The following is a 14746-nucleotide window of genomic DNA, read 5'->3' as shown; positions in this document are numbered from 1 at the left end:
CGCGCTGGCTTCCTCAAACCCCTACCGGCGTATTCATGGCACGATGAAGGGCAGCGGGCCGTGAGCAGAGTATCAGCCATGTTTCGCGGCGACGGTCTTGAGCGTCGAGAAGCCGTAAAGCGCCTCGAACCCCTTTTCGCGGCCATGGCCGGACTTGCCGGTACCGCCGAAGGGCAGTTCGACGCCGCCGCCCGCGCCGTAGTTGTTGATAAAGACCTGACCGGCGCGGATTTTCTTGGCCATACGCATCTGGCGGGCACCGTTTTCCGTCCAGACGCTCGCGACGAGGCCGTAGTCGGTGCCGTTCGCGACGGCGATGGCTTCGTCCTCGGTGTCAAAGGGGATGGCGACCTGAACCGGGCCGAAGATTTCCTCCTGCGCGAGCGGGTGATCGGGGGGCACGTCGGCAAAGAGCGTGGCGGGTACGTAGTGTCCGCCCTCGGGCGCGCCTTCGGCGATGGAGCCCATGCCGGCCACGCGCAGGTCGCGGCCCTTTTCCAGATAGCCCGTCACGATGTCTTTCTGCTTGGCCGAGATCAGTGGGCCGAGGTTCGCGTCCATCCGGGCGGGGGCCGAGATCATAGCATCGTATCGTGCCGCCATCGCCTCGATCAGTTCTTCGTAGATCGGGCGCTGGATCAGGACGCGGGACGAGGCCGAGCAGGTCTGGCCTGCATTCTGGATGCAGGCGCCGACGAGGAAGGGGATCGCAGCTTCGAGATCGGCATCCGCAAAGACGATCTGTGGCGACTTGCCGCCGAGTTCGAGCGTGACCGGGACCACGTTCCGGGCCGCGGATGCCTGCACGAGCGACCCGACGCCAACGGAGCCGGTGAAGCTGATGTGGTGCACGCCGGGGTGGGAGGTAAGCGCCGCGCCCGCCTCTTCCCCCAATCCCGGCACCACGTTCAGCGCGCCGGGGGGCAGCCCCGCCTCTTCGGCCAGCGCCACGAAGGCCAGCGCGGTGAGGCAGGCTTCTTCGGCGGGTTTCAGGACACATGCGTTGCCCATGGCGAACGCCGCGCCGACCGAGCGGCCGATGATCTGCATCGGGTAGTTCCACGGGATGATGTGTCCGGTCACGCCGTGCGGTTCGCGCAAGGTATAGACGGTGTAGCCGTCGAGATAGGGGATCGTCTCGCCATGCACCTTGTCGGCGGCGCCCGCGTAGAATTCCATGTAGCGGGCAAGCGCGATGGCGTCGTTGCGCGCCTGCGTGAGCGGTTTGCCCACGTCGGTCGCCTCGATGATCGCCAGATCGTCGATCCTGCGTTCGACGAGGCGCCCGATCTCGGCGAGGATGCGACCACGTTCCAGCGCGCTCATCCGGCCCCAGTCGCCATCCAGTGCGGCTTGCGCGGCGGTGACGGCGGCGTCGATGTCTTCGGCGGTGCCGCGCGCGATGGAGCCGATGACCTCGCCCGTCGAGGGGTCTTCGAGGTCGAGCTGTGCGCCGCCGAAGGGCGCGCGCCATTCGCCGCCGATATGCACCTGCGTCGCGTCGTACCAGAGATGATCACGCATGTTTTGCCTCCTGCCAGTCTTCGGGGATGCGCGGGGTCGCGGCGATGAGTTGCCGCGTATAGGGGTGCCGGGGCGCGTTGAACACGGTTTGCGTTTCGCCCGCCTCGACGATCTCGCCCGCCTTCATCACCATCACCCGGTCGGTGACCGCGCGCACGACGGACAGGTCGTGGGAGATGAAGATATAGGCCAGCCGATGCTCGGCCTGAAGCCGCGCGATGAGATCGAGGATCTGGGCGCGGATCGACACGTCGAGCGCCGAGACCGCCTCGTCCAGCACGATCAATTCGGGGCGCGTGATGAGCGCGCGCGCGATGGCGATGCGCTGACGCTGGCCGCCGGAGAATTCGTGAATGTAACGGTCCATCGCATCGGTGGGGAGGCCCACGTCCCTGAGCACTTCGGCCACCCGTTCGCGCCGGTCGGCGGGCGGCGTGGGCATGAGGTGGAAGGGTTCGGCCACCAGCCGTTCGACCCGCCAGCGCGGATTGAAAGAGGCGTAGGGGTCTTGGAACACGACCTGAATGCCGGAGCGCAGGGCGTTCGGGAAATCCGGGCCGATCCGTTTGCCGAAAGCGTTGATCGTGCCGCCCTGGACCGTGTCGAGGCCCAGAATGGCGCGGGTGAGCGTTGATTTACCGCAGCCGGATTCACCCACGAGGCCAAGGCTTTCGCCCGCGTGAAGCTTGAACGACACCTCGTTCACGGCGCGGAAAGGGTCCGAGCGACCGAACAGACCGCGCCGCCTGCCGGGGTATTCGCGCACCACGCCCGCGAGGTCGAGGATCACGTCGTCCGGGGGCAGGGGGCTGCGCTGGGGCTGGTGCGATGTCGCGGCGAACAGGCGCTTGGTGTAGTCGTGCCGCATCCCGCGAAAGAGCGGTTCGGTCGCGTCCGCTTCGACGATCTCGCCCTCTTTCATCACCGCGACCTGATCGGCCATGCCCGCGACCACGGCAAGGTCGTGGGTGATGAGGAGAAGCGACATGCCGCTTTCATCCACCAATTCGTTCAACAGGTCGAGGATCTGCGCTTGCGTGGTGACGTCGAGCGCGGTCGTCGGTTCGTCGGCGATGAGAAGCTCGGGCGAAAGCGCGATGGCCATTGCGATGGCGACGCGCTGACGCTGACCGCCGGACAGTTCGTGCGGGAAGCGCGACAGAGGGAAGCGGTCGGGGGGCAGGCCCACGCGGGTCAGTTTTTCGGCAGCGATGCGATGGGCCTCGGCGCGCGAGGCCTTGCCGTGGATGAGCAGGGTCTCGGCCACTTGGTCGCCGATGGTCTTGACCGGGTTCAGCGCCGTCATCGGCTCCTGAAAGATCATGCCGATCCGGTTGCCCCGGATGCGGTTGAGTTGTTTCTCGTCCGCGTCGAGCAGGTTTCGGTCGTCCAGCATGACCCGCCCGGTGACCTCGGCGCTCCGGGGTTGAAGCCCCATGACTGTGAAGGCGGTCATGGATTTGCCCGAGCCGCTTTCGCCCACGAGCGCGGTCACCTTGCCCGGTGCGATGTCGAACGACACATGGCGCAGGATCGACGCCTCGCCGATGGTGAGGGACAGATCTTCAACCCGGATCATGCGCGGCCTCGTCTGAGCCGCGGATCGGTCAGGTCGCGCAGACCGTCGCCCATGAGGTTGAGGCCCAGCACCATCGCGACGATGGCAAGACCGGGCCAGAGGGCGAGGCGCGGGGCCGTGTAGATCATCGTCTGCGCCTCCGACAGCATCCGGCCCCAGCTTGGCGTTGGCGGCTGCGCGCCGAGGCCGATGTAGGAAAGGGCCGCTTCCGCAAGAATGCCCAGCGAGAACTGGATGGTGCCCTGGACGATCAGCAGGTTCAGGATGTTGGGCAAAATGTGCTCGGCGCTGATCCTGAGCCGCCCCTTACCGGCCACGCGGGCCGCGAGGATGTAGTCGAGGGTCCAGAGGCTGAGCGCGCCGCCGCGCGTGACGCGGGCGAAGACGGGGATGTTGAAAATGCCGATGGCGAGGATCGCGTTCACCGCGGACGGGCCGAAGACGGCGGTAATCAGGATCGCGATGACGAGCGAAGGGAACGCGAAGACGAGGTCGTTGCCGCGCATGATGATCTCGTCGATCAGCGATCCCCGATTGGCGGCGGCGGCGAGACCCAGCGGCACGCCGATGACGATCCCGATGCCGACGGCCACGATGGCGACCGCGATGGAGGTGCGCGCGCCGACCATGAGCATGGACAGCGTGTCGCGCCCGAAATGATCGGTGCCGAGCCAGTAGGTCGCGCTCGGGGCCTGCATCTTGTCCGAGATGTTCAGCGCGGCGACGTCGTGGGGTGTCCAGACGAAGGACAGGAGCGCGACCAGCACGAAGAAGGCCGACAGGATCACGCCGAAGATGAGCGTTGCGGGCACCTTCATCGTGGCTTCCTCAGCCGCGGGTCGACGGCGGCATAGGCGATGTCGACGAGGAAGGTGACGAGGATCACCGCGAAGACCAGCAGCATGACGAGGCTTTCGACCACGACGAGGTCGCGCTGGGTGATGCCTTGGAAGATCAGGCGACCGAGGCCGGGCAGGTAAAACACGTTCTCGATGATGATCGCGCCCGCGAGCAAGAACGAGAACTGAAGCCCGATGATGGTGAGCACCGGAATGAGCGCGTTCCTGAGCGCGTGGCGGGTGGTGGCCTGCCCCCGGCTCAGGCCCTTGGCGCGGGCGGTGCGGATATAGTCCTGCCCGAGTGTTTCGATCAGTGCCGAGCGCATGACGCGGGCAAGGATCGAGGCTTGCGGCAGGGCAAGGGCCACGGCGGGCAGGGTCAGTGCCTTCAGTCCGGGCCACAAGCCTGCGTCCCAGCCCGGAAAGCCGCCCGCGTTGAACCACCTGAGCGTCACGGCGAAGATGAAGACGAGGATCATCGCGAACCAGAAATTCGGCACCGCGATGCCAAGTTGGGTGGCCCCCATGATCCCGTAATCCGCGACCGAACCGCGGGTGGAAGCCGCGATCAGACCCACGGGAATCGCGATGATCGTGGAGAGAACGAGGGCGTAGAGCGCAAGCGGCACCGAGACGTTCAGGCGCTGGGCGACGAGTTCCGACACCGGCACCTTGTAGGTATAGGACGTTCCGAAATCGCCGGTGAGCATCCCGCCCATCCAGCTGATGTAGCGTTCCGGGATCGAGCCGTTCAGGCCAAGCTGATCGCGCAGCGCCTCGACCGCTTCGGGGCTCGCATTCATGCCGAGCATATAGGCCGCCGGATCGCCGGGAATGACCTCGATCACGGCGAAGATCACCACTGACGCCACGACGAGCGACAGCGCGAGGGACAGGGCACGGGTAAGGGCGAACCGCAGCATGGGGGGAGCCTATGCCGGGGCGTGGGGAGGGGAAAGGGGGATTGCGGCCCGGAGGCTTGGCTAAGGTCCGGCCCGGCCCGATCGGGCGCCGGGGCCGGTCAGTGGTTCACGAAAGGAGCGGGCCGACAAGCGGCCCGCGCTTTGGGAGCCTTGGGGTCCGGTTCCCGGACCCCAAGGCGGAATGAGGGGCGCTGCCCCTCAAACTCCCCGAGGTTTCCGGAAACGAAGAAGATCAGGATTTCGAGAATCGGCGCTTCAGCCAGCCTTTCTTGTCGTCCGGCGTGTCGCCCGCGCCCTCGAGTTCGGTTTCGGCTTCGGCCGGTCCTTCGACCACCTCCTGAAACCGCGTGAAGAACTGGTCGGTCATTTTCTTGGCGAAACCGTCGATGATGCGGCTGCCCAACTGGGCGAGCTTGCCGCCGACCTTCGCTTCGACTTCGTAGGTCAGCCGCGTGCCGCCCTCGATCTCGTCCAGCCTGACCCTGGCACCGCCTTTGGCGAACCCGGCGGCACCGCCCTTGCCTTCGCCCATCAGCGTGAGGGCTTCCGGCTGCGTCATGTCCGACAGCGTGACCTGACCTTTGAAGGTCGCTTTGACCGGGCCGACTTTCTGCATGACGACCGCCTGGAAGCCGTCCTCGACCGAGCCCGACATCTCCTGACACCCCGGCACGCAGTCTTTCAGGACATCCGGGTCGAGCAGGGCGTTCCAGACGGTCTGGCGGTCGGCGGCGATGTCACGGGAATCGGTGAGTTCCATGGTCTTGTCCTGTCCTCTGGCCCGTCGGGTTGGACCGGTCGGGGTGTCTGCGGGGTCGTGGGCGCGCGACCTGTGCCTGAGCCTTGGCCGGCAAGCTCGGTCTTGGCGTGCCCTCGATCATCGGGTCCGGTGATACGCGGAGCGGCGCGGTCCGACTATGCGACCTTCGTTCAAGTCGTCCGTGCGCGCCTTATTCGACCTTTGGCGCATATTTCGACCCCTTTCCGATTTGTTAGGGTAAGATGGACAGACCAGCGCGCGCCTTGCGCCCCAGACGGGACCGAAGCCTTATGGACATCACCTCCGCCCTCATCGTCGACGACCATCCGCTGTTCTGCGATGCGCTCGCCATGACGTTGCAGGCGGTCGGCGGGATCAGGAGCGTCACCACGGCGGGGAGCCTGACGGCCGCGATGGCCGAGGTCGAAGGCGGCGCATCGGTCGATCTGATCGTGCTCGACCTCAATCTGCCCGATGTCGACGGGCTCGACGGGTTAATCCGTCTGAGAAAGGCGGCGGGCGTTCCCGTGCTGGTCGTGTCGTCGATGGCGGACAACCGGATGATTTCCGCGGTGACCGAAAGCGGTGCGTCAGGATTCGTCCCGAAGCATAGCCCGCGCGACGTCTTTCGTGCGGCCATCGACACGATCCGGGCCGACGGCCAATACCTTCCCGATGGCTACGTGACGCCGCAGAAAACCGAAGCGAGCGGGCCGCGCCGGGGCGACGACGCCGCCACGCGCATTGCCACGCTCACCAATCAGCAGGCCCGCATTCTGCAACTCATCTGCGAGGGCAAGCTGAACAAACAGATCGCCTATGATCTGTCCATCGCCGAGACGACGGTGAAGGCGCATGTCACGGCGATCATGCGAAAACTTGGCGTGCAGAGCCGAACGCAGGCGGTTCTGATCGCCAAGGAGACGAGCTTTGCGAGCGTCTTGCAGGGGGCGGCGCGTCCGGCATAGGCTCGCCTCCGGGGGGAAATGAGGGAGGAGCCGTGTGGGCCAGCTCGACGCTGCCGCACTGACACGCAGCTATCCCGCAGATGTTCTGCGGACGGTCCATCTGCGCCACGACGACCTCGACAGCCTCGCCGGGCTCGCGGACCGAATGAGCCCGGAAGACATGGAACTGATCGTTCTGTTCGTCTCGTCGATGGCCGATTTCGACGAGGTTCTCGCCCGCATCAGCGCCTGTTGCGCGGGCACGCATGTGATCGGGTGTTCGACGGCGGGTGAGATTTCGCCCGACGGCTACGCCGAGGGAGAGATCGTCGCGGTCGGTTTCCCCCGCGATCTGTTTCGCGCGAAGATCCACCTTATTCCCGATCTCGACGATATCGCGCCGCAGAACCTGATCGACCGCATGATCCAGAGCCGGGGCGAGCTGGACTCCGAAAAGCCGGACTGGCGTTTCGAATTCAACTTCGTGCTGATCGACGGGCTGTCCAAACGCGAAGACGCGCTGACATCGGGGTTGGCGATGGGTCTGGGTCCGGTGCCGCTGTTCGGCGGCTCGGCGGGAGACGGGACCGATTTCGAAGAGACCTTCGTTCTTTACGATGGTCAGGCCTATCGCAATGCCGCCGTTCTGGCGCAGTTTCGGACACGTTGCCCGGTGCGCGTGTTCAAGACCGACCACCTGATCCCGTCCGACACGCGCATGGTCGTGACCGGCGCCGACCCGGAACGGCGCACGGTGCATGAAATCAACGCCGAACCGGCCGCCCGCGAATACGCCCGCATCCTCGGCAAAGACCCCGAGCAGCTGACGACCTTCACCTTCGCGGCCCATCCCGTCGTCGTGCGCATCGGTGGGCAGCATCATGTGCGCGCCATCCAGCGGGTCGCCGAGAACGGCGACCTCGTCTTTTTTTCGGCGATCGACGAGGGCCTTGTCCTGACGTTGGCCGAGGCCGAGAACATGGTGGATCACCTGCGTCGCGAGCTGGGGGCGCTGTCCGATGACGGGCCGCCCGCCAATATCCTCGGCTGCGACTGCCTGCTCCGCCGGATGGAGGCGCAGGAGAACCAGATGACCGGGGAAATCTCGTCGCTGCTGCGGGAAAACCGGGTGATCGGGTTCTCGACCTACGGCGAGCAGTTCAACTCGATGCATGTGAACCAGACCCTGACCGGCGTGGCGATCTATCCGCCCGAGGAGGACAGGCCATGATGCGCGGAATCCTCAACCCCGAGGACCCGATCGAGCGGCAGAACGAAAAGCTCATCAAGATCAGCGAGGCGCTGATGCGCCGGATCGAACAGAACACCGATGCCGAAGGCGCGGCCTATGCCCAGTTCCAGCGCGCGGCCATGCTGGAGGAAGAGGTGCAGGAGCGCACCCGCGATCTAGAACATGCGCTCGACCTGCTCAACACCTCGAACGCGAAACTCGCCGAGGCGAACCGCGAGGCGGAAGAGGCGCGCTCGAACCTCGCCAATGCCATCGAGACCATTCAGGAAGGGTTCGCGCTGTTCGATCCCGACGAGAAGCTCGTCATGTGCAACAGCCGCTTCGGTCTGCACATGCCCGACATTCGTGCGGCGTTCGTCCCGGGGCTCGATTTCCACGACTACGTGCAACTCATCAGCCGGTCGCGGTTCCGCGAACATGCCGACAGCGAAGCGCCGGAGGACTGGGCGCGCGGGCGGCTGGAACGGCACAAGGACGACCATGTCATCTTCAATGTGCGGATGATCTGGAACCGATGGGTGCAGGTGTCCGAGCATCGCACACCGGACGGCGGCACCGTCATCATCCAGACCGACGTGACCGACATCATGCGGCTCGAACGGCAGGAACGCGAACGGATGCTCGACGATCAGGCGCGGGTCATTCAGGCGACGCTCGAACAGCTCAACCAGGGCGTCTGCATCTTCGACGCGCAGGCCCGGCTGGTGGGCTGGAACCAGAGGGTCGGGGAACTCCTGTCGATGCCGGCCACGCTGATGCGGATGGGGATCCGGTTTTCCACGCTGCTCGACCGGTTTCGCGACGATATCTCGTTCACCGACGGGACCACCATCGAAACGGTCGAGGCTTGGGTGCAGATGCCCGGTGGCCGCCCGCCGGTCAACTTCGAGGTCAAGCGCGGCCCCATGCTGATCCTTGCGGTGACGGCGCAGGAGATGCCGGATCAGGGGTTCGTCATCAGCTTTACGGACGTGACGGCGGAACGTGCGGCGGTCCGTGCGATCAAGGATGCCAACGAAATGCTCGAAGCGCGGGTGGCGGAACGCACCCTCGCCCTGAAGGAGGCCCTGTCGGAAGCGGAACGCGCGAATGCGTCGAAGTCCCGTTTCGTGGCGGCTGCGAGCCACGACCTCCTGCAACCGCTCTCGGCCGCGAAACTCTATCTGGCGTCGCTGGAAGGCGAGGGGGAAAGCCCCGTCGTGGCCAAGGTCAGCCGGGCGTTGGAAAGCGTCGAACACATTCTCGACGCCCTACTCGACATCTCGAAACTCGATATCGGCAAGGCCGCGCTGCACGAAGCGCCGGTGTCGGTGGGGACCGTGCTTGCGCAACTGGGCGAGGAACTGATGCCCGTCGCGCGGCAGAAGGGCCTCGATTTGCGGATGGTCTCGACGAGTGCGGTGGTCCGAAGCGACCCGACCTATCTTCGGCGCATCCTGCAAAACCTCGTCTCGAACGCGCTGCGTTACACGGATACGGGCCGGGTGCTTGTCGGCGCGCGGCACGTGCCGCGCGGGGTGCGGATCGAAGTCTGGGATACCGGCCCCGGCATTCCCGAGGATCAGCAGCAGGCGATTTTCGACGAATTTCGCCGCCTCAACGCCTCTGCCAGCGCCGCCGAGGGTATGGGGCTTGGCCTCGCCATCGTCGAGCGGGCCTGCCGGCTTTTGGGGCATGACTTGACGCTCACCTCGGCACCGGGCATCGGCACGTGTTTCCGGGTCACGCTGCCTCTGCATGACGGCGCGGCGCTTCATCCCGAACAGGCGGCGCCACGGGGCTGGAACGCGCCACGAAACCTCGGCGCGGAACTCGTCCTCCTGATCGAGAACGACGCGGATGTTCTGCGCGCGCTCACCACGATCCTCGAAAAATGGGACTTGTCCGTGCTCGCCGCCAGTAGCGAAGCGGAGGCGCATGACTTGGTGGACGAGGTCGGCGTCGCCCCCGACGCGATCATCGCCGATTACCAGCTTGACGACGAGCGGCTCGGCACCGATGCGATTGCATCGCTCAGGGGGCGGCTCGGCCCGATCCCGGCCTGCATCGTGTCCGCGAACCGAAGCCCCGAACTGATCGCGGCCTGTGGCAAGCTCGGCCTCACGTTGTTTCCCAAACCTCTGGAACCGGCCCGGCTTGCGGCTTTCCTTGCGAACGTCGAAGCCAGCACCTGAGCCCCCTCCGTTCGGTCGACAAAGGAAAAGGGCACCGGGTCGCCCCGATGCCCTTCCCAATCCGCCACGCGGGTTTATTCGACCCAGCGCACGCCCGTCAGATCGTTCGCCTGCGTGGGCGCGTTTTCCCACATGCCTTCGATCTTGGCGTTGATGACGCCGACCTTCGCAAGCTGGAACAGGTAGCCGTTGACGAAATCCTCGGCGATCACCTGTTGTGCCTGCTGGTTCAGCTCGGTCCGCATGCTGGGTTCCGAGGTGACCGAAAGCTCTTCGATCAGAGCCTGGAATTCGGCATTGTCGTACTGGAAGTAGTAGTCCGGCCGCGCGTAGATGTTGATGTCCTGCGGTTCGGTATGGCTGACGATGGTCAGGTCGAAATCCTTGCCACCGAACACCTGCTCAAGCCACTGTGCCCATTCGAGGTTGGTGATCTCCGTCTCGATACCCACTTCGCGCAGTTGGCTCGCGATGATCTCGCCGCCGTTGCGGGCATAGCCAGGGGGCGGCAGCATCATGCGCAGGGTCAGGTCGGTGGCACCCGCTTCGTCCAGCAGCGCCTTGGCCTTTTCCGGGTCGTAGTTCGACATCTCGGTCAGGTCGACATAGTCCGGGTTGTGCGGCGCGAAATGCGTGCCGATGGGCGTGCCGTAGCCGAACATGGCGCCGTCGATGATGTCCTGACGGTTGATCGCGTGGCTGATCGCCTCGCGCACGCGCACGTCGTCCAGCGGCGGCTGCTTGTTGTTCATGGCGAGGATGGTCTCGCCTTCGGTCGAGCCCACGACCACCTCGAACCGCGGATCGCTTTCGAACTGCGACAGAAGCTCGACCGCCGGGAAGTTCGGGAAGGCGTCGATGTCGCCCGCCATCATCGCGGCGAAGGCGGCGTTGCCGTCCGAGATGAACTTGAAGGTCGCGGTCGACAGCGCGACCGGCTCGCCCCAGTAATTCTCGTTGCGCACCAGCGTCACGTGATCGCCCTGCACCCATTCCGAAAAGGTGAAGGGGCCGGTGCCGATCGGCGTCGTCGCCAGTTGTTCGACAGTTTCCGGTGCCACGATCACCGCATCGCCCCAAGCCATGTTGAACGGGAAGTTGCCGTTGGGTTCGGACAACGTGACCTCGACGGTCAGCGGCCCGGCGGCGGTTACGCTTTCGATGCCCGCGAACAGCGCCTTCTGCGCGTTGGTCGAATCCTCGGCGCGTGCGCGGTCGAGCGAGAAGACCACGTCATCGGCGTTCATCTCGGACCCGTCGTGGAACGTCACGCCTTCGTTGAGGTAGAAGGTATAGACCATCCCGTCTTCGCTGACGTCCCAATCTTTCGCCAGTGCCGGCTGGACCGAGCCGTCGGGCCCGAAGCGCGTGAGACCCTCGAACACGTTGGCATAGACCACCTCGTCGATGGCAGCCGCCGCGCCGCCGGTCGGGTCGAGGTTGGGCGGCTCCAGCACCATACCGATGCTGATGGTGTCTTGTTGGGCGAGTGCGGGCCCCGCGACGAGCGCAAGCGCAGCCGCGGTCAGATGCAGGTGTTTCATGGAATCTCCCTCTTGGTTCTCGTTGGTCTTTTCGCCCATTCAAGGCGAGGCGCCGTCACGTGGCAAGGCACATTCGCCTGATGGTTGACGTAACGTCCATCGATAAGGCCCCGGAACGGGTTACTTTCCCGTCCAGCTTTTCAACCACCGGGTCACGCGCCCGCGCCGTTCGTCGGCATAAGCATCGACCTTGTCCCATGCGTCCCGCCCGTCCTGCATACGTGGATCGATGGCGCGTTCGCGGAACTGTCGCCACATCGCGCGGACGAACAGGATCGCGGCGCCCAGCAGAATGAAGAAGATGATGTTGAACCACGGGATCACGGTCACATTCGGCCCTTCGACGGGCTTGATCGCGATCATGTTGGGATAGATGGTGAAGAACCGGTTGCGCCAGCCGTATTTGGTGATGACCACCCATTGCTCGTTGCCCGGGGATGACACGTTCGCCAGCGCCTCGGCCTGCAAATCGGACGAGTCGAACTTGAAATAGGGCGGCCAGATCCAACCCGTATCCTCGTTGCGGTAGACGAACACCCGCTCGCTGTCGCGCTGGAAGAAGCCGAAGAACCACGTACGTTTCTTGACCGTATTGATGAGCCGCACGTCGCGTGTCGGCATATCCGTATTGGCGCTGTCGGTCTGGGCGTAGAACGGACGGTTGAGCGCCGAGAAATCCATGCGGATGATCTCGGTCCCGGTGATCCGGGCCACGTCGTGCCGGGGCAGCACGTAGTAGAGCAGCAGCGCGAAGGCGACGACCAGAATGGTTACGATCGTGTTGCGGACATAGCGCATAGGGGCCTCAATTCGCGTTGGTGATATAGAGAACGGCGCCGACGAAGATCGCGGGCACCACGTAGATAAGCAAAAGCAGCTTGGGCCGGATCGAGTCGTTGTAGTCGATCATGCCTTGGGTGATGAAGGTCTGGCGCGCCATCTTGTCGCCGCCGCCTGGATGATCCTCGTCCCATTCCTTTTCCAGCTTTTCATGCCGGACCGAGCGGGAATACCACGCCACGCACAGGTAGACGACGCTGCACAGCAGGAACAAGACGACGATCAGTCTGAGAAGAGCCATTCGGTTACCTCCTGACGGCGCCCCAAGGGCCAACCAATTCGATTATATCGTCTTTCGGCTTGGGCGAAACCGGCTTGGCGGGCGGTTCCTCCCCCCCGAACAGGGCTTCGCGCGCACCGGCCTTGTTGGCGGCGTAGTCGCGATACAGGAATTCGGCCACGTATTCCTTCTTGGCGTCGGGCCAGTCGTGATAGGCGGTGTAGAACGCCTGCTTGTGGCAGATGAACAGCTGCCGGATGTCGAGTGGGGCCAGTTCCGACAGCAGCATGTTGATGAGGTCGCGGTCCGGATGATCGGGCCGGGCGCGCAGGGTGTAGAAATAGCTCGCATCATCGCTGGCGATCCGGGGCCATTTGCCGCCGTTCAGCGCCCAGCGGACAAGTTGGTTCAGTTTGAGGAATTCTTCGGGCAGCGACGACCCCATCCGCTGCGCCAGCCGATGCAGCGCCCGGTGATCCATCCCGTCGATCTCCACCCCTTGCGTGGTGGCGGCATCGACAAGGATGAAATCCATCTTCTGCCTGAGGATCGCCGCGCCATCGACGCCGCGCGCCTTGATGATCGGCTCGACCAACTCGTTCACCTCAAGGAAGGCAGCGATCCCGTTGCGGTCGGCGAAGTCGAGCGTCGTTTCGATCGGCAGAACGCCCAGCGGTTCTTTCGGCCCGACCGAGATCACGGCCGGTTCTGCCACGTCGCGGAACACATAAAGGCCGCCGAAATGCGCGGTCCAGAAGTTGTCCTGCGTATACGTGGGGCGGGCAAGATCGATGGGCTGGCGTGTCACGTCGCCCGTAGTCTTGGCGAGCGTAATCATCTCGGCGATCAGCACGTCGTCGAACCAAGCGTCCTCCTCGCTCTGGAACCGCTCGATCTTGGCCGCCAGATCGCGCGCGTTCTTGACATGGCTCTGGGTCGTGTCGGCGTTCACGGTGATCGTGCGAATGTCGAGAAGCCGCGCCGCCTGCGACACCTCGAAGACCGAATTGTCGAGTTCCCCGGCGACGGCGTCATTGGCGGTAAGCGCGAAAAGCTTGGCCTCGTTTTCCTCGATGAACTGCCGCAGGATGCCCCGCGAGGTCGAGAATTTGGCATTGAGCAGCGGCGCGGTCTTCTGCTCGGTCGTCAGGATGATGAACAGCCGGTTCACGCCGTTGGGGTTGAGGTAGAGGTGATCGCCAAGCTCCTCGCCCACCTCGTAGGAATAGCCCGAAATGTCGATGTGAAACTCGGTCAGATCGGTGCGCTTGCCGGTGAGGGAGTGCAGCGCGCGGTTGTAGCGTTCGATCAGGGCGGGGGAGTCCACCCGGATCAGGTTGCCGAACATCAGACCGCGTTGGATGAGGCGTTTCATTTGTTGTCTTGATCCTCGCTCCTTAGGAACAATGGAATCTTCATTTCTTCATGTGAAGCAGCCATGTCTTTGGATAGCCATTTGACTTCCTGTCGAGCGACTTTCTTGGGGAATACATCCAGTACCAATTCTCGATGAAATTTATAGTTCACACGATCAAGCCAAGATCCAGCTTGCGTGGTCCAGTTGAACCAAAGATCAAACAGCTCTAGCAAGTCCTGCGTAGACTTTCCTCCACCAGCGTAGGCAGTTACACCCGCCATGAACATCAGTTCCTCACCAAAAGGATAGAATGAGTTTCCCCCTTTGTTGTGGAGATACATATTGCAGTTCGCCTTTATGGGTAGGTGTCTTAAATTCTTCTTTGCTGCGGCAAACGAATAATGTGCCGTCGCTTCGTGCCTCATCTTTCTTGCCAGCCTGTAGCCGTCTGTATTTTTGATCGACTCGAAATCAGACAAAGCGTCTTCCGCTAATCGCAAGATGATCGCGTCTTCGGTCGTTTTCTTTCGTCCTCCAAAACTTAGGAAATCCTGAACTTCAAATAGTTTTGCAGATATCAATCGAAGGAAAATGAACCGCTGTACGAATAGTCCTGTGTCTAAGGTCATATCGCCGATAATGTCATGTGATGCGTGGAGATATGATCGGCGAAGTACATTCGACTCACTCGCCGCAAAACTCAGAACGCCGAGACATGCTGCTTGGTCGGCAGGTAGAGAAGCGATCTCTGCGGGCGATATCTCGTACTTATAAATGTGTTCGATCC

13 protein-coding genes are annotated in these 14746 nt (G+C 63.6%); 3 read left to right on the top strand and 10 right to left on the bottom strand.

All coding sequences use genetic code 11. The annotated features are described in order from the left end of the window. Nucleotides 1-72: 72 nt before the first annotated feature. The 5 genes from FCT00_RS03070 to FCT00_RS03050 all read right to left on the bottom strand — a co-directional run bounded on the left by FCT00_RS03070 (nucleotide 73) and on the right by FCT00_RS03050 (nucleotide 5625). Nucleotides 73-1524, bottom strand: a complete 1452-nt coding sequence (locus tag FCT00_RS03070) for an aldehyde dehydrogenase family protein (protein ID WP_138421794.1) — start codon at nucleotides 1522-1524, stop codon at nucleotides 73-75. After that, nucleotides 1517-3103 carry an ABC transporter ATP-binding protein gene (locus FCT00_RS03065; RefSeq protein ID WP_138421793.1) on the bottom strand — a complete coding sequence of 529 codons (1587 nt, stop codon included), beginning with the start codon at nucleotides 3101-3103 and terminating at the stop codon, nucleotides 1517-1519. Before FCT00_RS03065 ends, FCT00_RS03070 begins: the two co-directional genes overlap by 8 nt. Then, complete coding sequence (locus tag FCT00_RS03060) at nucleotides 3100-3921, bottom strand: ABC transporter permease (protein WP_407943648.1); 822 nt, start codon at nucleotides 3919-3921, stop codon at nucleotides 3100-3102. Before FCT00_RS03060 ends, FCT00_RS03065 begins: the two co-directional genes overlap by 4 nt. Continuing rightward, nucleotides 3918-4865: an ABC transporter permease gene (locus FCT00_RS03055; RefSeq protein WP_008334094.1), complete on the bottom strand. Its 948-nt coding sequence runs from the start codon at nucleotides 4863-4865 to the stop codon at nucleotides 3918-3920. Before FCT00_RS03055 ends, FCT00_RS03060 begins: the two co-directional genes overlap by 4 nt. Before the next feature lie 232 nt (nucleotides 4866-5097). Beyond that, complete coding sequence (locus FCT00_RS03050) at nucleotides 5098-5625, bottom strand: CoxG family protein (RefSeq protein ID WP_138421792.1); 528 nt, start codon at nucleotides 5623-5625, stop codon at nucleotides 5098-5100. A gap of 290 nt (nucleotides 5626-5915) precedes the next feature. Here FCT00_RS03050 and FCT00_RS03045 point away from each other — a divergent pair, with 290 nt between their 5' ends. The 3 genes from FCT00_RS03045 to FCT00_RS03035 are packed head-to-tail and all read left to right on the top strand — an operon-like array spanning nucleotide 5916 to nucleotide 9998. Next, nucleotides 5916-6593, top strand: a complete 678-nt coding sequence (locus FCT00_RS03045; protein WP_138421791.1) for a response regulator transcription factor — start codon at nucleotides 5916-5918, stop codon at nucleotides 6591-6593. A 34-nt stretch (nucleotides 6594-6627) separates the two neighbouring features. After that, the gene (locus tag FCT00_RS03040) at nucleotides 6628-7803 is read left to right on the top strand and encodes an FIST N-terminal domain-containing protein (protein WP_138421790.1); all 1176 of its coding nucleotides are present in this window, start codon (nucleotides 6628-6630) and stop codon (nucleotides 7801-7803) included. Then, nucleotides 7800-9998 carry a hybrid sensor histidine kinase/response regulator gene (locus FCT00_RS03035; RefSeq protein WP_171042867.1) on the top strand — a complete coding sequence of 733 codons (2199 nt, stop codon included), beginning with the start codon at nucleotides 7800-7802 and terminating at the stop codon, nucleotides 9996-9998. Before FCT00_RS03040 ends, FCT00_RS03035 begins: the two co-directional genes overlap by 4 nt. A gap of 74 nt (nucleotides 9999-10072) precedes the next feature. On the opposite strand, the gene FCT00_RS03030 is transcribed toward FCT00_RS03035, so the two are convergent. The 5 genes from FCT00_RS03030 to FCT00_RS03010 form a co-directional block, all read right to left on the bottom strand. Further along, on the bottom strand, nucleotides 10073-11542 hold the full coding sequence (locus tag FCT00_RS03030) for an ABC transporter substrate-binding protein (protein ID WP_138421789.1): 1470 nt from the start codon (nucleotides 11540-11542) through the stop codon (nucleotides 10073-10075). A 120-nt stretch (nucleotides 11543-11662) separates the two neighbouring features. Then, nucleotides 11663-12340, bottom strand: a complete 678-nt coding sequence (locus tag FCT00_RS03025) for a DUF1523 family protein (RefSeq protein ID WP_138421788.1) — start codon at nucleotides 12338-12340, stop codon at nucleotides 11663-11665. A gap of 7 nt (nucleotides 12341-12347) precedes the next feature. Beyond that, a complete protein-coding gene (locus FCT00_RS03020) occupies nucleotides 12348-12623 on the bottom strand; it encodes a hypothetical protein (protein ID WP_008334104.1) in 276 nt (91 codons plus the stop codon). 4 nt (nucleotides 12624-12627) lie between these two features. Continuing rightward, entirely contained in the window at nucleotides 12628-13977 is a 1350-nt protein-coding gene (locus tag FCT00_RS03015) for a DUF6638 family protein (RefSeq protein ID WP_138421787.1), read from the bottom strand. Next, nucleotides 13974-14588: a hypothetical protein gene (locus FCT00_RS03010; RefSeq protein WP_138421786.1), complete on the bottom strand. Its 615-nt coding sequence runs from the start codon at nucleotides 14586-14588 to the stop codon at nucleotides 13974-13976. The genes FCT00_RS03015 and FCT00_RS03010 overlap by 4 nt, the downstream gene beginning before the upstream one ends. Nucleotides 14589-14746: the final 158 nt, after the last annotated feature.

The organism is Maritimibacter alexandrii (genome assembly GCF_005871115.1).
Lineage (GTDB): Bacteria > Pseudomonadota > Alphaproteobacteria > Rhodobacterales > Rhodobacteraceae > Maritimibacter > Maritimibacter alkaliphilus.
This window is presented reverse-complemented; position numbering and strand designations above follow the sequence as displayed.

What these genes read in the sequence shown, in the direction of transcription:
- FCT00_RS03070 (WP_138421794.1), bottom strand. Translation starts at nt 1,524, where the DNA reads ATGCGTGATCATCTCTGGTACGACGCGACGCAGGTGCATATCGGCGGC.
- FCT00_RS03065 (WP_138421793.1), bottom strand. Translation starts at nt 3,103, where the DNA reads ATGATCCGGGTTGAAGATCTGTCCCTCACCATCGGCGAGGCGTCGATC.
- FCT00_RS03010 (WP_138421786.1), bottom strand. Translation starts at nt 14,588, where the DNA reads ATGACCTTAGACACAGGACTATTCGTACAGCGGTTCATTTTCCTTCGA.
- FCT00_RS03015 (WP_138421787.1), bottom strand. Translation starts at nt 13,977, where the DNA reads ATGAAACGCCTCATCCAACGCGGTCTGATGTTCGGCAACCTGATCCGG.
- FCT00_RS03035 (WP_171042867.1), top strand. Translation starts at nt 7,800, where the DNA reads ATGATGCGCGGAATCCTCAACCCCGAGGACCCGATCGAGCGGCAGAAC.
- FCT00_RS03025 (WP_138421788.1), bottom strand. Translation starts at nt 12,340, where the DNA reads ATGCGCTATGTCCGCAACACGATCGTAACCATTCTGGTCGTCGCCTTC.
- FCT00_RS03055 (WP_008334094.1), bottom strand. Translation starts at nt 4,865, where the DNA reads ATGCTGCGGTTCGCCCTTACCCGTGCCCTGTCCCTCGCGCTGTCGCTC.
- FCT00_RS03050 (WP_138421792.1), bottom strand. Translation starts at nt 5,625, where the DNA reads ATGGAACTCACCGATTCCCGTGACATCGCCGCCGACCGCCAGACCGTC.
- FCT00_RS03020 (WP_008334104.1), bottom strand. Translation starts at nt 12,623, where the DNA reads ATGGCTCTTCTCAGACTGATCGTCGTCTTGTTCCTGCTGTGCAGCGTC.
- FCT00_RS03045 (WP_138421791.1), top strand. Translation starts at nt 5,916, where the DNA reads ATGGACATCACCTCCGCCCTCATCGTCGACGACCATCCGCTGTTCTGC.
- FCT00_RS03060 (WP_407943648.1), bottom strand. Translation starts at nt 3,921, where the DNA reads ATGAAGGTGCCCGCAACGCTCATCTTCGGCGTGATCCTGTCGGCCTTC.
- FCT00_RS03030 (WP_138421789.1), bottom strand. Translation starts at nt 11,542, where the DNA reads ATGAAACACCTGCATCTGACCGCGGCTGCGCTTGCGCTCGTCGCGGGG.